This window comes from Duganella sp. Dugasp78 (genome assembly GCF_059491455.1).
Genome location: NZ_CP168506.1, coordinates 5769016 through 5789738, shown reverse-complemented (window position 1 = coordinate 5789738; position 20723 = coordinate 5769016). Strand labels below are relative to the sequence as shown.

At 62.0% G+C, this 20723-nt stretch carries 15 protein-coding genes and 1 pseudogene; 7 read left to right on the top strand and 9 right to left on the bottom strand.

The window, feature by feature from the left end; translation table 11 throughout:
• Positions 1 to 96: 96 nt before the first annotated feature.
• Entirely contained in the window at positions 97 to 324 is a 228-nt protein-coding gene (locus ACEN9O_RS25600; RefSeq protein WP_495614610.1) for a hypothetical protein, read from the bottom strand.
• On the opposite strand from ACEN9O_RS25600, the gene ACEN9O_RS25595 reads away from it, so the two are divergent.
• The 3 genes from ACEN9O_RS25595 (at position 323) to ACEN9O_RS25585 (ending at position 5073) form a co-directional block, all read left to right on the top strand.
• Positions 323 to 2431 carry a bifunctional rhamnulose-1-phosphate aldolase/short-chain dehydrogenase gene (locus tag ACEN9O_RS25595; protein WP_495614609.1) on the top strand — a complete coding sequence of 703 codons (2109 nt, stop codon included), beginning with the start codon at positions 323 to 325 and terminating at the stop codon, positions 2429 to 2431. The genes ACEN9O_RS25600 and ACEN9O_RS25595 overlap by 2 nt on opposite strands.
• Before the next feature lie 115 nt (positions 2432 to 2546).
• The gene (gene rhaI, locus ACEN9O_RS25590) at positions 2547 to 3842 is read left to right on the top strand and encodes an L-rhamnose catabolism isomerase (RefSeq protein ID WP_495614608.1); all 1296 of its coding nucleotides are present in this window, start codon (positions 2547 to 2549) and stop codon (positions 3840 to 3842) included.
• A gap of 181 nt (positions 3843 to 4023) precedes the next feature.
• Positions 4024 to 5073, top strand: a complete 1050-nt coding sequence (locus tag ACEN9O_RS25585) for a Rieske 2Fe-2S domain-containing protein (RefSeq protein ID WP_495614607.1) — start codon at positions 4024 to 4026, stop codon at positions 5071 to 5073.
• A gap of 176 nt (positions 5074 to 5249) precedes the next feature.
• Here ACEN9O_RS25585 and ACEN9O_RS25580 read toward each other — a convergent pair whose 3' ends face one another.
• Positions 5250 to 5516 carry a LysR substrate-binding domain-containing protein gene (locus ACEN9O_RS25580; protein WP_495614606.1) on the bottom strand — a complete coding sequence of 89 codons (267 nt, stop codon included), beginning with the start codon at positions 5514 to 5516 and terminating at the stop codon, positions 5250 to 5252.
• Between the two features lie 231 nt (positions 5517 to 5747).
• On the opposite strand from ACEN9O_RS25580, the gene ACEN9O_RS25575 reads away from it, so the two are divergent.
• The 3 genes from ACEN9O_RS25575 (at position 5748) to ACEN9O_RS25565 (ending at position 8407) form a co-directional block, all read left to right on the top strand.
• Positions 5748 to 6767: a porin gene (locus ACEN9O_RS25575; RefSeq protein ID WP_495614605.1), complete on the top strand. Its 1020-nt coding sequence runs from the start codon at positions 5748 to 5750 to the stop codon at positions 6765 to 6767.
• Positions 6768 to 6852: 85 nt separating this feature from the next.
• Positions 6853 to 7281, top strand: coding sequence for a cache domain-containing protein (locus ACEN9O_RS25570; RefSeq protein ID WP_495614604.1), 429 nt, complete (start codon positions 6853 to 6855; stop codon positions 7279 to 7281).
• A 337-nt stretch (positions 7282 to 7618) separates the two neighbouring features.
• A complete protein-coding gene (locus tag ACEN9O_RS25565) occupies positions 7619 to 8407 on the top strand; it encodes a substrate-binding periplasmic protein (RefSeq protein WP_495614603.1) in 789 nt (262 codons plus the stop codon).
• A gap of 99 nt (positions 8408 to 8506) precedes the next feature.
• On the opposite strand, the gene ACEN9O_RS25560 is transcribed toward ACEN9O_RS25565, so the two are convergent.
• From ACEN9O_RS25560 to ACEN9O_RS25550, 3 genes are all read right to left on the bottom strand, one after another.
• Positions 8507 to 9559, bottom strand: coding sequence for an alpha/beta hydrolase (locus tag ACEN9O_RS25560; protein WP_495614602.1), 1053 nt, complete (start codon positions 9557 to 9559; stop codon positions 8507 to 8509).
• On the bottom strand, positions 9556 to 10503 hold the full coding sequence (locus ACEN9O_RS25555) for an alpha/beta hydrolase (RefSeq protein ID WP_495614601.1): 948 nt from the start codon (positions 10501 to 10503) through the stop codon (positions 9556 to 9558). The genes ACEN9O_RS25560 and ACEN9O_RS25555 overlap by 4 nt, the downstream gene beginning before the upstream one ends.
• A gap of 728 nt (positions 10504 to 11231) precedes the next feature.
• On the bottom strand, positions 11232 to 12155 hold the full coding sequence (locus ACEN9O_RS25550; RefSeq protein WP_495614600.1) for a LysR substrate-binding domain-containing protein: 924 nt from the start codon (positions 12153 to 12155) through the stop codon (positions 11232 to 11234).
• A gap of 64 nt (positions 12156 to 12219) precedes the next feature.
• On the opposite strand from ACEN9O_RS25550, the gene ACEN9O_RS25545 reads away from it, so the two are divergent.
• Complete coding sequence (locus ACEN9O_RS25545; RefSeq protein WP_495614599.1) at positions 12220 to 14922, top strand: family 78 glycoside hydrolase catalytic domain; 2703 nt, start codon at positions 12220 to 12222, stop codon at positions 14920 to 14922.
• An 89-nt stretch (positions 14923 to 15011) separates the two neighbouring features.
• On the opposite strand, the gene ACEN9O_RS25540 is transcribed toward ACEN9O_RS25545, so the two are convergent.
• The 4 genes and pseudogenes from ACEN9O_RS25540 to ACEN9O_RS25525 all read right to left on the bottom strand — a co-directional run bounded on the left by ACEN9O_RS25540 (position 15012) and on the right by ACEN9O_RS25525 (position 20537).
• Positions 15012 to 16244: a metal-dependent hydrolase family protein gene (locus ACEN9O_RS25540; protein WP_495614598.1), complete on the bottom strand. Its 1233-nt coding sequence runs from the start codon at positions 16242 to 16244 to the stop codon at positions 15012 to 15014.
• Between the two features lie 100 nt (positions 16245 to 16344).
• Positions 16345 to 16611 (bottom strand): annotated as a pseudogene (locus ACEN9O_RS25535) (MFS transporter); the annotation flags it as partial.
• A gap of 87 nt (positions 16612 to 16698) precedes the next feature.
• Positions 16699 to 17889 (bottom strand): acetylornithine deacetylase, encoded by a 1191-nt coding sequence (gene argE, locus ACEN9O_RS25530; RefSeq protein ID WP_495614597.1) that lies wholly within the window; start codon positions 17887 to 17889, stop codon positions 16699 to 16701.
• A 257-nt stretch (positions 17890 to 18146) separates the two neighbouring features.
• Entirely contained in the window at positions 18147 to 20537 is a 2391-nt protein-coding gene (locus ACEN9O_RS25525) for a TonB-dependent receptor (RefSeq protein ID WP_495614596.1), read from the bottom strand.
• Positions 20538 to 20723: the final 186 nt, after the last annotated feature.

Sequence of the window (20723 nt, the reverse complement as noted above, 5' to 3'; positions counted from 1 at the left end):
CTCTGCGCGCCGCTGGCCTGCGCCAGCAGTCATCACGGACAACTTCTTGGTCGGTCACTCAGGCTAAGCATTTGAGCGGATCCTGTCAATATTCACTCAGTCAATCTGTTGATTATTTCGAGTTCCAATCAATTCGTTGATTGGTTCTTTAATCAAGTTTTTGATTATTTGCGCTTCGGTCAGCATTCTGATCGAAGCTGGATTGACACGGTTCAGCCGCTGCATTCTACTTGTCCCTGTTGCGTTGGCGCTGCAAACAACCGACCGAACACGCAGCACGCCTTCGCTGATTCCACGCACTGATAAACCACGGAGAAATCGCATGACCGCAACTGCTGAAACCGCGCCTCAGGCACCGATCGCCTCGCGATGGGACGACGCCTTCGCCGCCACCTTGAGCGAACCTGAATTATTGTTATACCGGTCGAATCTGCTCGGTTCGGACATGCGCATTACCAATTTCGGCGGTGGCAATACGTCGGCCAAAATCGCCATGACCGATAGCCTCAGCGGCGAGCAGGTCGAGGTGCTGTGGGTGAAAGGGTCCGGCGGCGACCTTGGCAGCATCAAGCTCGACGGCTTTTCCACGCTGTATATGGACAAGTTGCACGACCTGAAGAAGCGGTACCGCGGACTTGCCAATGAAGACGAGATGGTGGCGTACCTGCCGCACTGCACCTTCGATCTGAACCCGCGCGCGGCCAGCATCGATACGCCACTGCACGCCTACATCAAACGCCGCCACGTCGACCACATGCATCCGGATGCGGTGATCGCGATCGCCGCCTGTGCCGATAGCGAGGCGTTGACGGAAAAAATATTCGAGGGTGAATTGGGGTGGCTGCCGTGGCAACGTCCTGGTTACGATCTGGGCCTCAAACTGGAGGCGTTGGCTGACGCCCAGCCTCACCTCAAGGGCATCATCCTCGAAGGCCACGGCCTGTTTACGTGGGGTGACACCGCGCACGATTGCTATCTGGTCACCGTGGGCATCATCCGGCGCGCCGAGGAATGGCTTAGCGCAAACGCCAAGCTTCCCGCATTTGGAGGCAGCAAGTTCAGCGCACTGCCTGGACCGCAACGCGCAGCGCTGGCCGCGCGCCTGATGCCGCTGCTGCGCGGGAAGATCAGCAAGGAAGAGTTCAAGCTCGGCCATTTCGACGACAGCGCTGCTGTGCTCGAATTCGTCTGCAGCGCTGATTTGGCGCCATTGGCCGCGCTGGGCACTTCCTGCCCCGATCATTTTCTGCGCACAAAAATCCGTCCCTACGTGATCGCATTCGACCCGAGTAAGCCAGACTTCGAACAGCTCGTCGCAAGCCTGGACGACGGCTTGGCCGCTTACCGCGCCGACTATATCGCCTACTACGAGCGCTGCAAGCACGACAACAGCCCAGCCGTGCGCGATGCCAATCCCATCATCTACCTGATCCCCGGTGTCGGCATGCTCTCCTTCGCCAAGGATAAGGCCACCGCGCGCATCGCCGGCGAATTCTACGTCAATGCGATCAACGTGATGCGCGGCGCTAACGGTGTTGACCGTTATGTCGGCTTACCGGAGCAGGAGGCCTTTGACATCGAATACTGGTTGCTCGAGGAAGCGAAGCTGCAACGCATGCCCAAACCGAAGAGCCTGGCCGGGCGCATCGCCTTGGTCACCGGCGGCGCCGGCGGCATTGGCCAGGCTGTGGCTCGACAGTTTCTGCAAGAAGGCGCCTGCGTCATGCTAACCGATATCGACAGCGGTGCATTGGAAGAGGCGCACGCAGCGCTGATGAAGGTCGCAGGACGCGACAACGTCGCCACCGTGCGCGCCAACATCACGAGTGAAGACGATGTCGAGGCCATCCTGAGCGCAGCCGCCCTGCAGTTCGGCGGCGTAGACCTGCTCGTTTCGAACGCCGGTATCGCTTCGTCGGCACCGCTCGAGGAAACCACACTGGAAATCTGGGAACGCAATCAGTCGATTCTCGTGACCGGCTATTTCCTGGTCAGCCGCAGCGCCTTCCGTATCATGAAGCAGCAGGGGCTGGGTGGCAGCATGGTATTCGTCGCAAGTAAGAACGGGCTGGTGGCATCGGCCGGCGCGGCGGCCTATTGCACCGCCAAGGCCGCCGAGATTCACTTGGCGCGCTGCGTTGCTCTGGAGGGCGCGCCGCACGGCATTCGCGTCAACGTCGTCAATCCGGATGCCGTCATCCGCGGTTCGCGCATATGGGATGGCAAGTGGAAGCAGGAGCGCGCGGCATCGAACAAGATCGACTCGGACAATATCGAGGAGTTTTATCGCGAGCGCAGCATGCTCAAGCGCAGCGTGCTGCCGGAAGACATCGCTGAAGCCGTATATTTCCTGGCAAGCGACAAATCGGCCAAGAGTACTGGCAACATCCTCAACGTCGACGCGGGCAATGCGGCCGCTTTTACCCGCTGAGTGTCGCAACGGCATGCGCACCAGCGGCAATCGCGCATGCCCCATGCATTTTGCACCAATAACAAGCAGTGGCGGAGGCCAGCCGGTCATCCAGCCTGCTATCAGGAGACACACCATGAACAACCTCATCGATCGCGACTTGGTGGCCAGGCACAACGCTGGTCTGCAAGCGAACCTGGATGCGGACTATGCGGCGCTGGGCGCCATGTTGACGCGCCGCGGCCTGGACATCGACCAACTGACCACCCTGGCGCAGACGTTTGCGGTGGCGCTGCCAAGTTGGGGCGTCGGCTCCGGCGGTACCCGCTTCGCGCGCTTTCCGGGCCTGGGCGAACCGCGCAATGTCTTTGAAAAGCTCGAAGACTGCGGCGTCATTCACCAGTTGACAATGGCGACACCCACTGTCTCGTTGCACTTCCCATGGGACAGCACCAACGACCCAGCCGCCCTGCGCGAAGTGGCGGAAGGCTACGGCCTGGGTTTCGATACGGTGAACTCGAATACCTTCCAGGACCAGGCCGGCCAACTTGAAACCTACAAATATGGCAGCCTCACCTCCACTAGCGCCGCAGTGCGCGACCAGGCGGTCAAGCACAATATCGAGTGCATCGAACTGGGCCGGGCCTTGGGTTCGAAGGCGCTGACGGTCTGGGTCGGCGATGGCGCCAATTTCCCTGGTCAGCACAATCTGCGCGGCGCGCTCGAGCGTTACCTGGACAGCATGCGCGGCGTTTACGCCGCGCTGCCGGCCGACTGGAATATGTATATCGAACACAAACTGTTCGAACCGGCATTCTATGCGACCACCATCGCCGACTGGGGCACCAGCTACGCCTGCGCCAACGCGCTCGGGCCGAAGGCGAAGTGCCTGATTGACCTCGGCCACCACGCGCCCAACACTAATATCGAAATGATCGTTGCGCGCCTGGCGCAGTTCGGCAAGCTGGGCGGCTTTCACTTCAATGACAGCAAATACGGCGACGACGACCTCGATTCCGGCAGCATCAACCCGTTCCAGTTGTTCCTCGTATTTAATGAACTGGCCGACGTGGCCGAGCGCGATGGCGCGACGTTTTCACCATCCTACATGCTCGACCAGTCGCACAATGTCACCGATCCGATCGAAAGCCTGATGAGCAGTGCGGTGGAAGTGCAACGGGCATTTGTTCAGGCGGCGCTGGTCGACCGTGCCGCCCTCAAACACTACCAGGAGTCAAACGACGTGCTGCAGGCGGCGCAGACGCTCAAGCAGGCGTTTCGCACCGATGTCAGCGCCATACTGGCCATGGCGAGGCTGCGCGCCGGTGCCGCCATCGACCCTGTCGGGTGCTACCGCGGGGCGGGCTATCGCGCCAACAAGGGCGTGGAACGTCCGGCTAAAGCGGGCGCCAGCAGCAGCGGCATCGTCTGAGCCAGCAACGCGCTGCGCCCGCAAGTTCACAGGAAAACCATATCGGCTTTCGGCGCCGGGGGGCAGGGGTGTCTGCGTCGGGTGCCCCGTTCCTGTATCAGCTCGGAGCGCTGGGCGAAGCGGGCGTCCCAATGAATGTGAACGTCGCTGACATAATGTTAATAAAATGAAGGAGATAAAGATGAGTTTTCTGCGCAACGCCTGGTATCCAGCCGCTTGGGACAATGAAGTGCAAGATGATGCGCTGTTCCAGCGCACCTTGCTGAACGAATCGATTTTGTTTTTTCGCGATGACACTCGTAAGGTACAGGCTATCTCCAACCGGTGTCCCCACCGCTTTGCTCCGCTGCACATGGGTAAGCGGGTCGAAGGCGGCGTCCAGTGTCCTTACCATGGTTTGAAGTTCAATGGCCAGGGACAGTGCATGCACAACCCGCATGGTGACGGCACCATTCCGCGCGCCGCCGTCGTGCGCAGCTACCCAGTGATCGAAAAGTACAGCATGCTGTGGATCTGGATGGGGGCGGCAGAGCTGGCGGACGAGTCGAAGTTGCCGGACTTTAGTTGCATGGATCCCCAACATTTTTACGTGGGCAAGCGCTACCTGCATGCGCGCGCCAACTATGTGCTGGAAACCGACAACATCATGGATCTGTCTCATATCGAATTCCTGCATCCCGGCACGCTGGGCAGTTCGGCGGTCAGCGATGCCGTCACGTCGGTGGAACAGCACGGCGATACAGTGCTGTCTAAACGTAAGACCCATGCTGAGAAAATGCCGGACTTTCTCTACGAAGCAATGGGGATACCACACGGTGTGCTGGTGGACCGCTGGATTGACGTGCGCTGGGACGCACCTGCTTCCATGTTGCTCGATGCCGGCGCGGTGCCCGCCGGTGGTGAGCGCGCTGAAGGCAGATCGTATCCGCTGCCGCACCTGTTCGCACCCGAGACGGATACCACCACGCACTATTGGTTCAGTTTTTGTGTCCCCAAGGCCATGGGCGAGATGGGCGCGACGATTGCGCAGCAGCAGGTAGACGGTCTGGCGGTGCCCTTCACGAATGAAGATTTGCCGATGCTTGAAGCACAGCAGAACATGATGGGACAAGCGCCGTTCTGGTCGCTCAAACCTGTACTCCTGCCTGGCGATGCCGCAGCAGTGCGCGCGCGCCGCGTGCTCGACAAAATGATCGAAAGCGAACAGGCCGGGGCGGCCCCGAAAGCGTGATGCGCTGGCGGAGCGACACACTTGCGGCACCCTGTCACCAGACGCCCGAGGCGCCATTCTCGATCAATTTTATGACGGTGCGCCCGGCAAGGCTAAGATGGCCGTGGCGCGACATGGCCAGGGCGATGTGGCGAGACAATTCCGGCTCCACCGCACGCGCCGCCCGCAGGCGCAATTCAACCTTGGCCCCCGGCGATCGCATATGGCCCCAGCAGCGCATAAATACCGCCATCGCTGACGATTCTGGTTTGCAGGGCCAGCGAATCGGCTTCGGCCGCCACATCGAGCGCTATGCCGCGCTCGGCAGCGAGCTGGTCGAGTCGGTCACGCCAGGAGTTGGGGCGCCAGAACAGCACCAGCGGCAGCCGGTCCAGGACGTCGAAGCATACGGTCTCGGCGCGCGTCAGCGGATCGGCCGGCGATAGTCGGCGTGGTGCTGGCAAGGAGGGGATCGCCAGGGTCTTTCTGGTGTTCGCTGGCGTCACCGTCGTCGGGCTCATCGCGAGCTGGCGCATGCTCGAAACGAGCAATCGCTCGCTCGAAGAGTTTCCCCATAAGTGGCGCGACTCGCGACGGCGTCGACTGTGGCGATTCAGGACCTGTGCGGACAATTTATTTGCTGTGAAGAATTACCTGGTGTAGTCTAGGCTCACACCAGGAGACAAGGAGACGATATGAATAAGAACCGTTTGTCCATGCTGGTGGCGCTCAGCTTTGCCTGTGGCGCGGGAATCGATGCCCACGCCCAATCATCGCTCGAGGTCTACGGGCTGGTCGGCGCCTACGCTGGGAAAATGCAACGCAGCGGCGATGCGGCTGCCGTCATGCAAGTCAACGGCGGTGGACTGACCACCTCGTTTCTTGGCTTCCGCGGCAAGGAAGCCCTGGGCGGCGACTTCAATGCAGTCTATTCGCTGGAGAGCTTCTTCCGTCCCGATACCGGCGAACAAGGCCGCAGCGCGGCCGATCCCCTGTTCTCCCGCAACGCCTGGGTTGGCCTGGAAGGAGGCTGGGGGCGCCTGACCTTGGGACGCCAGACCAATCCGGCCTATGCCGCGATGACCCAACTGAGTCCGTTCGGCTCGTCGGTGGTGTTCTCGCCCCTGGTGCTGCAAACCTTCGTCGCCACTTACGGCAGCAACGTGCTCGGCGACACGGTCTGGAATAACGTCGTCCAATACACAATGCCGACTGTCAGTGGATTCCGCGGCATGGTGCAGTACGGCCCCGGCGAAGTGGCCGGCAGCGCCGGGGTGGCCAATCTCGGCCTGCATGGCATGTATACCAGCGGCGCTTTCGTGGCGGCGCTGTCGGCGCAGCGCTTGCGGGTCAATGTCCTGACGCCGCTGGCGATCGAGCAAAAGGTCGTGCTCGGCGGCGCCAGCTACGATTTCGGCCCCCTCCGGGTCTACGGCAACGGATCGCGCACACGGATCGATGGCGGCCGTTCCACCCGCACCGGCGACCTCGGCGTTTCGGTGCCGGTCTCGGCGGCCGGCGCGTTGATGGCGGAGATCGCTTGCTCACGTATCGAGGCGCCGCGCGTGGCTGACACGCTCCGCACCACATCGTCGTTTGGCTACGACCACCGGCTGTCGAAGCGCACCGACGTCTATGCGGTCTACTCGCGCGACAAACGCAGCGGCGCCGCCTCCGCCGGCAGCGAGGCTATCGGCCTCAGACATAGCTTTTGACACGGCGGCCGACCGGCCGCGTCCATTCACACCATAAAGAAACGGGGGAATTATGCGCACGATTTTTAAACTGACGATCGCGTCGATGCTGCTCAGTCTGGCCGGAGTGGCTGCCGCTGGCTCGGATCGGGGAACGCCCGACGAGGCTGTCGCGATGGTCAAAAAAGTTATCGAGGACATGAAGAAAGACGGCAAGGAGAAAGTCATCCAACAGGTGCAGGCTGGCAACGCGCGCTACAAGGACCGCGACATGTATGTGTTCATCAGCGGCATGGATGGCGTCACCCGCGCCAACGGCGCCAATCCAAAAATCGCCGGCAAGAACCTGAACGATATCAAGGATGCCGATGGCAAGTCCATCGGCAAGGAACGCTTCGAACTTGCCCGCACCAAGGGCAAGGGGTGGCAGGACTACCGCTGGCCCGATCCGCTGACCAAGCAGATCAGAATGAAAGCGACGTACCTGGAAAAATACGAGGATCTGGTGGTCAGTTGCGGCATCTATAAGGACTGATGTGCGGGTGACCAAGGGCCTGCACACCGCCTTGGCCGAGATACGCCGCTGGGCGCTTTCCCATCAGTTGGCGTTCCGCTTGAGCGAGGTGGTGAGGGCGTTCAGGCTGGTATCGGCGGAGATCCGCGCTATTCCGGCGCGGCGCACGGAATTAGCGAGCGCAGGCCAGTCGATCCGGTTGGCTCAACCGGTGCCACCCAAGGTAGCCGCGCGCCCGTCCAGGGAAGACGGCTGGGAGACTTTTTAGTCACCGCGTGGTGCTTCGGTTCGCTAGTATGAGAGCCCGTTTGGGCAAAGATTCAGGCCGCGTGCGGGACGGTCCTGATCACGCAAATCTATGATCGATACTGCCATGCATCGTTACGGTAAGTCCAGCCATTGCGCTCTGATTTTTGCCTGCCTAGTAACGGCACGGATGGCCGTGGCGGGCGCTGAGGTCGAGTTGCGCGTGGCGGCACAGGAAGAGACGGCACCTAAGTACGTCAGTGATGGCGCAGGTGTGAGTGGTCTTTGTGTCGACCTGCTTAGCGGACTGGAACGCGCCGCACCCGATCTGCGGTTTGTAGGCGGTTTGCGCTGGATGCCAGTGATACGAGTATTGAGCGAGCTGTATGCCGGCAAGCAGGATGCCGGCTGCGGACTGGCTCATACCCCGGAGCGCGACAAGCGATTGATCTTTATTGGCCCGCCGCTTCTAACCATAGACTTTGTGCTGGTGGCCCGCGCCAACGATGCCGTCGATATCGCCGGCTGGGACGATGTGCGTAAGCTCGGAGGCAACGGTATTGTCTTAGGCAACCGGGGATTGTTCGCGGGCGGAATGCTGGCTTCGATCAGCGGTATCCATTATGACACCGGCTCGGCGACATCGACCCAAAACCTACAAAAGCTGCTGCGGGGGAGGGGGCGTTTCCTCTTGTTGCGCGCGCAGGGGATAAACGAGGCGCTGCTGCAAGCGGGGGTGGCCGATCGAGTGCGCGTGCTGCCCGCTGTTATGGGAAGAGCCGAGCTGTATTTCACGCTCGGCAAACATCTCGATGGCAGGACGATCGAGCGCGTGCGTCAGGCCTTGGAACAGATGCAAGCTACTGGAGAGCTCGAACGTCTCAGGCGGCGCTGGTATTGATCCGCACATTGGGCCCCACGTCGCGTTGCGACCAATCAGCTCTTGCAGTTCAACCGCAACGAGCCATTGGTGACGGGGGACCCTTCGAGCTTCATCGACTCATGGCCATGCTTCTGCGGGCGCTGTACTCGTGGAATTGGCGGGCCCCAACAATTTCGCTAGTGCGGCGATGATGTCGTCGAGGCCGCGTCGCGCGATCGGCACCTCGCTTATGCCCACGAAGGCGTGCGGCAACGCGGCGTAGCAACGATAGTCGACCTTTACTCCCGTAGCGGCGATGGCGTCGGCCAGCGCCGCGCCCTCGTCGCGCAGCAGATCGCATTGGGCCGTCACAAACAGACAAGGCGGCAAGCTACCCAGGTTGGACGCCAGCAGCGGTGAGACCCAAGGGTGCAGCGCGTCGTCGGGGGCGCGCAAGTAAAGACCCCGGAAGTAGGCAACGGCACGCGCGGTCAGGCCGTATTGGCGGGTGCCGAATTGCCGCCGCGACGCATGAATGCTTGGGGCGCGCAGGTCGGTCACGGGGCAGATCGGCGCAATCGCATGCACAGCCGGTCCGCCTTCGGCGGCGCAGCGCAAGGCGGTGGTGATGGCAAGCGTGGCGCCCGCGCTGACGCCGGCGAGCGTCAGGCGCGTGACGTCGGCGCCCAGTTCGTCCGCGCGGGCCGCGGCCCAGCGTGTCGCGGCCAGGCAGTCGTCCGGTGCCGCCGGAAAGCGATGCTCGGGCGCAAGCCGGTACTCCACCGATACCAGCACGCAGTCCAGGTCCGCGCAGAAATCGCGGCAGACCCCATCTTCACCTTCCACGTCACCGATGATCCAGCCGCCGCCGTGGAAATATACGATCAGCGGTCGCGCCGCCTTCTCACCCTCGGGCTGGTAGATACGCAGCATTAGTGGCCCGCCGGGCCCGTCGATGGAGACGTCGCGCACCGAGCCAACCGGCCGTTTGGGCAGCGCCGTTACGGACATCTTCCTCATCAAGTTGCGCAACATTTTCAGCGGAACCCAGTGCATCGGTGGCGCCCATATGGGGACCATCCGCCGCATCATGGCGGTCACTTCTGGGTCGAGCATGGCTACATCCTTTTTTGAATGCCGCTGGTGCTCCAGCACCAATTCAACCCCGTTTTTTTCCTGGGCGATTTTCATGGATGTTCGGGCTCCAGCAGCTTTGCCAGTGCCGCGGTGACGTCGTCGATGGCGCGGCGCGCGGCCGGCGCCGCGGCAAAGCTCATGAAACCATGTGGTAATGCGGGGAAGCAGCGATAGTCGACCTTCACGCCAGCGGCGGCGATGGCTCGCGCCAACGCTGCGCCTTCGTCGCGCAGCGCGTCGACTTCCGCTGTTACCAGCAGGCAAGGCGGCAAACTCCTCAGATCGGGCGATAGCAGCGGCGAGACCCAGGGGTGCAGCACGTCGCCGGGGTTGCGCACATAGCTGCCTGTGTACCAGGCCATGTCGCGCGGGGTAAGGCCGAAACTTTTGCGCGTGCCGAATTCCAGGCGCGAAGCATGGTTGCTGGGCGCGCGCAGGTCGGCCGCGGGGTAGAGCGGCGCCAGCGCACGCAGAGCGGGTCGTCCTTCGGCCGCCCAGCGTAGGGCGGTGGCGATGGCCAGCGTGCCGCCGGCGCTGTCGCCAACTAGCGCCATGCGCGCGGCGTCGGCGCCCAGTTCGCCTGCGTGGGACGCCGCCCAGCGCGTGGCGGCCAGGCAGTCGTCCGCCCCCGCCGGAAAGCGATGCTGGGGCGCTAGCCGGTAGTCCACCGACACCACGACGCAGTCCAGCTCCGCGCACAGGTTGCGGCAAATTTCATCGTGACTCTCCAGGCCACACAGCACCCAGCCGCCGCCGTGCATGAACACGACCAGCGGCCGCGACGCCTTCTCGCCCTTTGCTTGGTAGATGCGCAGTGGCAGCGCGCCGCCGGGCCCGTCGATGGAAAGGTCGCGCACGGCGCCAACCGCCCGCGTGGGCAACGGCGAGGTGGCCTTGTTCGATCCTTTTTGCATCCATTTCACCGGCAACATGTACACCGGCGGTGCCCATTTGGGAATCACACGCCGCATGGCGGCGACTACTTCGGGATCGAGCATGGGGTCTATCTCCTTTGCGTTTTTTGTCTTGTCCACCGGCGAACGACGCGCTGTGGAAGTGTCCCCCACTGTATAGCAGCGGGACATCGACGACAAGGCAGCCTGCCTACTGCAAAGGATTAGGCCGTCTTATATGATTGTCGGCACGGGGGCGCTGGCAGCAGGCCGGGGTCAGGACGCAGGTCCGAATGCGAGCGGACAGCTCAGCGCGTCAAATTAGCTGCGGGGGAGCGCACATAAGACAAGCTAATCAATTGCAGTAGGCGGCATGCCTTGTCGTCAATGTCTTTGTTCCGTAAAGTGCAGGCTGTCTCCAGGCGCTTCGCCGCGACGACCTTACCACCGAGCCTGTATGACCGAAACCAAGTCCGATCCTCACCGTGATGTCCAGTATGGCGCCTGCCTGACTGAGCCGAATCGGCTTCTTTATCGCTCAAGCGCGGCGTCCAGCGCCTTAGCCGCAACCTGCGCTGCGGTACGCGCGCGTGGAGCACATGTATCCTGAGGGCGTCATCGCTGTCGCGGCCATGGGCCACTGCGTGGAGAGCATCGAGCCGGTGTTTAGCGGCCCGGTGGCGCGGCCGCGGCCCGGCTACGAACCCGGTCGGCACCTCGCCAAAGACGATGCCGCGCCACCGGGGCTGTGCGGCATCGTCTTTGGCGGCCACGGCCCGCTCGGTCGGGGCGAGACGGCGCAGCCCCGTGATGAAAACACCGGTCGCGCCACGCTATGGGAGGAGGCCAATATCGCAAGCCGCGTGCCGGGCGCCTTCCTTCAACACGAACTGACGGAACGCGTCGCGAATGACCGGCACGCCTTGCTCGCGGCGGCTCAACACGCACCAGTCGAGCCACTTTGGCATGTCGACCACGTCCAGCACGACCATCTGGCCGGCCTGCAGTTCGATCTGGAAGACGTGCGCGGACAGAAAACTGATCCCCATGCCGGCCATGACAGCCTGCTTAACGGTTTCATTCCCGTGCAGTTCGATGTGGGCATTGACCTGCAGCCCTTGCACTTGCAGCAGATGTTCCAGGAAGCGGCGCGTGGCGGAGCCGGTTTCCCGGAAAATGAACGGATCGTCCCGCAGCTCGGTCCATGTGATGCCGCGGCGCCCTGCGAGCGGGTGGTCTGGACGCGCCACCAGGCAATGGGGATGGCGAGCGAAAGCCTCAGCCTCCACCTCGGTCTGGGCCGGCGGGAATCCGGCGAGCACCAGGTCGACCTGATGTTCCGCCAGCATGACAAGAAGCCGATCGCGTTTTTCCACCGACAGCTTGATCCGCACCTGCGGGAATTGCTGCCTGAACGCGGTGATCAGCCGGGGCGTGAAATAGTGTGCAGGAGAAACGACACCCAGATGCAACTGCCCCTTGAACTCACCTTCGAGGGAGCTGAGCGCATCGGCGGCCACGTTCAGTTGGGCCAGGATGATCCTCGTGTGTCGCAACAGTTCGCGGCCGGCATCGGTCAGTTGGATCGGTCGCGATTGAGTATCGAAAAGTTTTGCTCCGATCTCTTCTTCCAGGGAGCGTATCTGCTGGGACGCGGCGGACTGCGTCAGCTCCATCAGCTCGGCGCCGCGCGACACACTGCTGGCAGAGGCGACCGCCTCGAAGATGCGCAGAGCGCGCAGTGTGACATCATGCATGTTGGCAAGCCCAGCAATAAAAAGGCAATTATCTCAGTTAACCTATGTCGTTGAAAGGCAAACCATGACCCAAACACCTGCCACGCTGGTCAAATCCGGCCAGGCGAAGGCGTTTACGTTGAAGACGAACGCGATCGAATTTCCCCTGGGTGTCGACACTGCGCAGCCCGAGTTCGCATGGAAGCTGCAAGCGACTTCGGACGGTGTGTTGCAAACCGCATACAGATTGCAGGTCGCGCGGGAGGCCGGTTTTCAGGAATGCGTCTGGGATAGCGAAAAGGTAGGCACCCATGATCAGTTTGGAATCGTATACGCAGGCATTCCCCTGGTTTCACGGCAGCGCTACTTCTGGCGTGTTTGCCTTTGGGATGGCCGCGATGTGCAAGGTGAGTGGAGCGCGGTCAGCTGGTTCGAGACGGCGATGCTCGCCCCCGGCGACTGGACAGCCCAATGGATCTCGACGGAGGCGCCAACGGCCGAGGGCGACAAAGCCGCCCGGTACTTCCGGACAGTGGCGGACCTGCCCGCCAAGGTGGTGCGCGCAAGGGCCTATGTCAGCGCGTTGGGCTGGTACCGCCTCTTCGTCAACGGACAAGACATAACCGGTCCGGCATTGGTGCCGCGTTGGACACCGTTCGACCATCTGGTCGAGTACCAGACGTATGACGTGACCGAAGCGCTCGGTGTGGGATCGAATGTGCTCGGCATCGTCGTCGCGGACGGTCGCTTTCGGGGGCGCTTGGGCGGCCTGGTCCCGCAGTCGCCGCGCTACGGTGATCGCCATGCGGCCATCGCCCAGTTGCACGTGGACCTCGAGGACGGACGCACACTCTGTTTTCAGACCGACACGAGCTGGACGGTGGGACCGGGGCGCATTCTGTCTTCGGACCCGAAGGATGGAGAACAGGTGGACCTGCGCTTGCCGGAGCACGACTGGAGCCGTAAGTCGGCCGAGCCCGCCGGTTTCCAGCCATGCCGCCGGTTGGCGTCTTCGCAACGCCGGCTCATCGCCGAGGAACTTGGTCGCGTGCGGGTCATCGATCGATTGTCCGCGCAACGAATCGACAGAACGCCTTCAGGCAAGCAGATCGTCGACTTCGGACAGAACTTTGCGGGCGTGGCACGCGTACGTCTGCGTGGGCAGGTAGGCCAGAGGGTCCGCCTCGCGTTCAGTGAACTGCTCACCGTCGATGGGGAGCTCGACACACACTATCTGGACGTTCCGTTCATGAAGCACCCGGTCCAATGCGACCAGGTGACGCTGGGCGAGAAGGAAGAGTGGTTCCAACCCTGGTTCACCGTGCACGGCTTCCGGTACATGGAGGTCGAAGGCCTCGCGCTTGCTCTGGAACCGCAGGACGTCGAAGGCGTTGTCATCTCGTCGGATCTGTCCGTCGCGGGAAGTTTCGACTGCTCCAACGCCAGCCTGAATCAGCTGCATCGCAACGTATTCTGGAGCCTGAGGTCCAACTTCATGGATACGTCCACGGACTGCCCCACGCGTGAGCGCTCAGGCTGGACCGGCGACATCCAGGTTTTCGCTGCGACCGCCGCCACCCTGGTGGACGCGCAGGCGTACCTGCGGCGCTATCTTCGCAACCTGGCGCTGGAGCAGCACCCCGATGGGCGCGTCCCGCCTTTCATCCCCAGCGAGACGTCCGCGTTCTCAGGCCCGCCTTCGGGCGTCCTCAACAAGTTTTCCATCTCCGCGGGGTGGGGCGACGCCAGCGTGCTTGTCCCCGTGAACCTGCATCGCTACTACGGCGACAGCATCGTGCTCGCGCGCCAGTACGAAAGCATGAAGCGCTGGGTTGATTTCCTGGCGGGCCTGGCACGGAACACCCGCCGCCGGTTCGCCGCGTTGCGAAGAGACGACGACTGGCGGCGCTTCGTCGTCGAGGGCGGGTTCCATTTCGGCGAATGGTTGCGCCCCGGCGAGGTGGTGGGTCCGCTGGCCATGCTCAAGGCATTGCTGTTTCCCAGCGCGGTGGTCGCCACCGCGTACTTGGCGAATTCATCGAGGTTGCTGGGCGAGGCCGCTTCAACGCTGGGACTGCAAGACGATGCGTCGCGATACGACCAGCTGTCGGCGCAAGTACGCAACGCGTGGTTGCGAGCGTTCGTCCGCGAGGACGGACGGCGCATCGGCGAGGACAAGCAGGACGATTATGTACGCGCGCTGGCGTTCGACCTGCTCCCCCCCGCGCAGCAGCCCAATGCCTTGCAGCGGTTGATCGAGCTGATCGAGGCAGCGGGTGACCACCTCGGCACTGGCTTTCTCAGCACGCCCCTGCTGCTGCCCACGCTGGCAGCGCACGGTCGGCAGGACGTGGCTTACCGCCTGCTGCTGCAAAGGTCCAGTCCGTCATGGCTTTACCAGGTCGATCACGGTGCAACCACCATTTGGGAAACCTGGGAGGGTTGCCGCAAGAACGGCAAGGCCCATGGCTCACGCAACCATTACGCGCTGGGCGCAGTCGCGGCCTGGTTGGTGGAGGGCATCGCCGGCCTGGCGCCGTCGGAGCCGGGCTATCGGCGCATCCGCATCGCACCGTGCGTCGGTGGCGGTCTGACACACGCGTCGGCTACTGTCGACACGCCGTTCGGGCGCGCGAAAAGCGGCTGGCGCGTTCTGGGGCGCACGGTTCATCTGCAGATCACGGTGCCGCCCGGTACTCGGGCGACTGTTCGATTGGGGGATGGCACGACGCACGAGGTGGGCTCGGGTGCGCATGATTTCGAGTGGGCGCTCGCCGATGCCGAATAGCTCGCCTCGTCGGGGTTACCAAAGCGGAAGGCAAATATTCCGGGAGAAGTTGAATGCGCCGGTTGCCGCCAGGCGCGGGAAGCCGCGCTCTAGCCAGGTTGCCGGTACAGGCGACCGGCCTGCATCACCAGTTTGATATGTTCTCCCTGGCCTGTGAGCAGGCTGATGTCCGCCAACGGATTGCCATCCACAACAATCAGGTCTGCCACGGCGCCAGCGCGGATGGTGCCGAGCTCTCCTTCGCGCTGAAGGATGGCGGCCGCGATCGAAGTGGCCGAGCGGATCGCCTCCAAATTGCCAAGCAGGTCGGCTCGGATGAGGAACTCGTCGGATTGGTGGCTGTGCATCTCGCCCAGCAGGTCGGACCCGAAACCCATCGGCACGCCGGCGTCGGCATAGATGCGCAGCGAGTCGCGGCCCGCCTGGCGCACCGTTTGTATTTTTGCCACCGATTCCGCCGGCAAGCCGAGGCGGGCGCCGTCACGGGCGAGCGCGTCGTAGGTGACGAGGGTGGGCACGACGAAGGCACCATGGTCGCGCATGATCGCCGCTGCCTCGCGGTCGACCAGATTGCCGTGTTCGATAGTACGCACGCCGCAGCGTACCGCTCGGGCGATGGCCCGGCCTGTATAAGCATGTGCCATCACATACGTCTGCGCGGCCTCGGCTTCGGCAACAATGGCGCGGATCTCGTCCTCGCTGTACTGGGTATTGCCGATCGGATCGGTCGGCGAGGCGACCCCGCCCGACGCCATGATCTTGATTTGGGTCGCGCCCTTCTGGATTTCCTCGCGTACCGCAACGCGCACCGCGTCAACGCCGTCGGCCACGCGCGCGATGGCGCCGGCACGGAAGGCACATGAACACGGTTCCAGTACATCCGAGCGCGGCCGAAAATCGCCATGGCCGCCGGTCTGCGACATTGCTCTGCCGGATGGAAAGATGCGAGGCCCCGGCACCAGGCCTGTGGCGATCGCGTGCGACAGGCCCCAATCGGCGCCGCCGGCATCGCGTACGGTTGTGAAGCCACGGTCAAGCATGGCTTTCATGATGGGCAGGGCGCGAATGGCTGCCAGCACGTTGGGCTGCACCGCGTTCAGGCCGAGATTGGCAATCGAGGCCAGCACGTGGACATGACAGTCGATCAGGCCCGGCATGACGGTCTTGCCGCTGACGTCGATCGAGTGCGCGGCGGGCGCGTCGATCGGTGTCGCCGATACTTCGATGATGCGGTCGTCTTCAATCAACACATCATGACGGTGGAGCATGCTGCCATGTGCAGGATCGAGAACGTTTCCGCCTTTGAGGAGTATGTTGATCATATCGATGCTTTTTCAGGTAGTCAGGTTCGTGCACGAAACGTGTGCCGATACAGCTGATGGCCGCATCAGGATCAGATCGCCAAGCCACCGACCACGGAATAATGTAAAAACCCACTGGACCGATCACGATGGCGAGCAGGAATGGTAGACGCCAACCCCAACTGTGCAACGCTTCCGTGCCCAGCAAGCTGGTAACGAAGGTGCCCACGGCCGCACCCAGCAGCACCGCAACGCCGATGCTGGCCTGAACCTCACTAGAGCATCAGGCACGCTGCCGCAGCGGCGTGTACTCGGCCAGGAATGCGGTCGCACTACCCATCTCTCCGCCAGCGGAGCAACCCTGTATTGGTCTGGCGATGACGATCAGTCAAGTCCTATCATTCGAGGGCACCGCCGATAGCCGCGGCCGCAATGGTGCGCCCAATCGATGCGTGCGATTGCGTGAGATCCAATGTCACGAGCCTTCGCCCTCGTTGGCGCAATGCTCAACCAGCTTGGACATGAATGCCATGCACAGGCCGATCTGGTCCTTGTCGATGAATTCATTGGGTTGGTGGGCTTGTTCGATCGACCCGGGCCCGCAGATCACGGTGGGGAAATGGTGGGTCTGGAACTGTCCAGCTTCTGACCCGTAGGGCACCACCCGGATGCACGCGTCGTCGCCCGCCAGATTGCGCGCAAGCTCGATGGCCGGCTGGTTGATCTCGCCACCGAAGGCGGGGACATCAATCACGCGCATGGTCTTCACGCCGGCGTGCGGAAAACGCTCCCTGGCCTCACGGGTGACGCGTTCGACCTCGTCGAAGAAAGGTTGGAGGATCGCTACCGGATCATCGACAGGACGACATCTGAGGTCGAACGAAAACTGGCACTTTCGGGCCAGGATGTTGATGGCGGTTCCTCCTGCCATCATACCGATGGTGAGTGTGGCTTGCTTCGGTTCAAACGGCGACGCGTCATCGATGCCGCGTGCAAGGTCATCTGCGATCGCCAACAGGCGGTTCATCAGGCGCGCCGCGACATGGTTTGCGGATAGGCCGAGATGGGTCAGGCTTGAATGGGCCTCGTGCCCCGTCACATCCACCTGGTAGCAAACGATGCCCTTATGGGAGGAGACGACCTTCATGCTGGTGGGTTCGCCGATGATGACGGCATCGATCTGTGGGCATTCGTTGCGAATGACCTCGATCATGTCGGGCGCGCCCAGACAGCCGACCTCCTCATCATAGGAGAGCGCGAGATAGAGTGGCCGCCTCAAGGCCCGGTCTGACGCCAGAAGCGATACCGCCGCCATCGCGCAGGCGCTGAAACTTTTCATGTCACTCGTTCCGCGACCGACAAGCCTTCCGTCCACTTCGGTCAGCTGGAATGGATCGGTATGCCAGTCCTGGCCATCAACGGGGACGACGTCGGTATGACCGGACAGAACGATCCCGCCGTCGCTGGCGGGTCCGAAGCGAACCAATAGATTGGCCTTGCTTCCCTCCCGATTGGGAATACGCCGGCAAACCCCACCGTGCAATCCGGCGAAATGTTCTACGTAGTTCAGCAATGCGATATTGCTGTTCCTGGATGTCGTGTCAAACGCGATCAGATCTTTCAGGATGCTGATCGCAGAGCTGGTCAAATCGGAATTTTCGTGCATACAGCGCGCTCTCTTGTAATGGGGTTTCTGCGATTGCAGTGGTTGGTCGATAGGGGGAAGATCTTCCGCGAGCCCCGAACAGGAAAGCCGCTTGCTGCCACAGTTCGCCCATGCGATTTCCGTCCCGCTTTCTTGACTCTCACCACGAAGGAAGTTCCCTGCGGCGAAGGCTCGCGACCATGCGCGTCTTGGCCGGATCAGTTGCCAGCGCGGCGCTGGCAACTGATCCCGAGCAGTAGGGCAAACGCCATGCCCGGTTATTTCATGTTGTAGCCAACCCGGACGCCGAAGGTGCGCGGCGGCAGATAGTCGGCCGTTCTGACCGCCGCCACCACATACGTCGAGCCGTAAACAGTCTTGTTTTCCGCGTTGTGAACGAAAGCATTGACCGACCATCGTCCGTCCGCAGTCGTGTAGTCAAGATTCAAGTCGGTCTTGCTGTAGGCCGAACGTCCGCCGAGCGCCGGATCGCTGAGATTGTCCAGCGTAGTGAAACTCTTCGCCTGCCAGTAGACCTGGATCGAAGGCGTCAGCTTGCCATGGGCGCCCAAGTTGAAGTCATGCGCATACTTCGCTCGCAGGCTGATCCGCGGTGCGTTCGGCAGGCGGTTCCCCGAATTGTTGATAATCCCGTTCGGAATCGGTGTCGGGGCGAAGTTGTTGTACGAACTGGACAAATTATTCGAGTCGTCGGCGGCGTCGGCGACCTTCCCAAAGCGGGCGTCCAGATAAGCGATAAAGCCCTGCAACTGGTCATTGCGGGTCACTTTCCAGTCGGCTTCGAACTCCGCCCCCTTGAGCTTGGCGGCGGCCGCGTTGCCCGTCACCGGGAAATTGGTGCCGGTGTTGTCTTTCCCGAACGTGGTCACCTGCAGATCCTTGTAGTTCATATTGAACACGGTGACATTCAGACTGAGGCTGTTATTCAGCAGCAGGCCGCGCCAGCCCAGCTCAAAATTGGTCAGCGTTTCCGGTTTGTACACCGTATATTGCGGCGCCACGTTGGGGGTTACGCCGCCGCCACGATAGCCGGTCGCCACGGTGGCATAGAACAGGTGTTCTTTCGACATATCGTATTCCGCCGTCGTCTTCCAGCTGAGATTGGACCAGCTGCCGGCGGCAGCGGCGTGCGTGGGGGGACCGAATGGCATGCCACAGCTCAGGCCAGGCGTGAGCTCCTTCACTGAACCGTAGCCGCACACCTGGTTGTCAGCGTCGTCGTTGGTATGGTCCTCCGTGTGGCGCAGACCACCGGTGAGCCGCAATGCGTCGGCAACGCTATAGGTTGCCTGCGCAAATGCCGCCTTCGACGTGTTGGAAACGTCGTTGGCGCGTCCGATCAAGTTGACCAAACCAAAGGACGAAGGCTCGGATCCCTGGCCAGGTGCCAGGACCATATAGGGCGGCAACACCGCAGCAAAGGGCGACGGCAGGATGTCGCCAATGCTGACGTTGCTCAAGCCGGTTTGCTGGTCGTGGTAGTAATACAAACCGGCCACCATCTTCAGGCGATCGGATTCGTAGTTCAGATCCAGTTCATGGCTTCTGGTTCGGGTGGCCAGGTCCTTGGAGGTCAAGGAAATCCAGCCATTCGCCAATAGCTTGCCGTTGTCCACCAGACGCGACGCGCCCGCGAGATAAGTCAAAGTCCAGTGATCGTTCATCGTCCAGGCCAGTGACGAGCGCAGTGCGGACTGCTGGAGATTTCTGCCGATGTCGCTCACTGCGCGGTCGCCGAGAATATTGCCGGCCGGTGTCACGACGACTGGCTTGCCCAACGTGCCCGTGGCGATATTCGCGTTCGGGAAGTAGGAGTAGCTGATGCGATGTGCTTCGGAAAGCGTGCCCTTGTTTTCGGCATGGCTTAGCGACGCATTCCAGGTCAGGTCTGGTGTCAGCTCCCACGCCGCAGCCACACGGGCGCTCAGCAGGTCGATGGCGCCGTATTTCCTCGACGATGCTCCGCCGTCGTCGTAGCCATCGCTGGTGCGCTTCAGCACTGAAGCGCGCAATTGCAGGCTGTCGCTGACTGGCACGTTGACGACGCCGCGGACAGTGGCATCATTGAAATTGCCGTACTCGACATCGCCGAAGGCCAGGAACTTATTGACAGGCTTGGTGCTATAGATGTTGACGACGCCGGCGGTAGCATTGCGGCCGTAGACCGTGCCCTGCGGGCCACGCAAGACCTCGATGCGGTTGACATCGTAGGCGCCAAGGCCCAAGGCCGAGTAGTTCGGCTCGTAAATGCCGTCTACCTGGACCGCCACTGTCGAAAAGCCAGCGAAAGCGTTGTTATTGCCAATGCCGCGAATCGCGAAGCCGTTGCTGGCCGATTGCAGGTTCGGCACCGTCGTCACGATGTCGGCGACGGCCGTGATGCCCTGTGCATCCATGGCTTTCTGGCTCAGGACAGTCACCGCGACCGGAGATTTTGAAAGGATCTCCGAGCGTCGCTGGGCGGTAATGGTGACCACGTCGAGTTGTGCGCTCGATGCATCGCTGTTCGCTGTGGTGTCGGCAAGCGGCGCGTTGGCGGCTGGAGCCGGGACCGGCTTGGCGCTCTCGGCCTGCTGCGCAAAGGCTGCACCCGATTCCAGCAGCATGGTGATACAGGCGAGGGCAACCGGGGTGAGACGACGTGTCATAGTTCGCTTCCTTTGGAATAGTTTTATGGTTGGAAATTTATAATAGGCTGTTGGAAAACCGACCGCAATCGCAGATCAAATATAATCACCAACTTGATTGATTGGCGTTGCATCGGTCCGGCACGCCAGGAGAGTTCCAGGTGAGAGTCAGGCCATCACGTCCTGCCCGGATAGCTGTCGCTACAG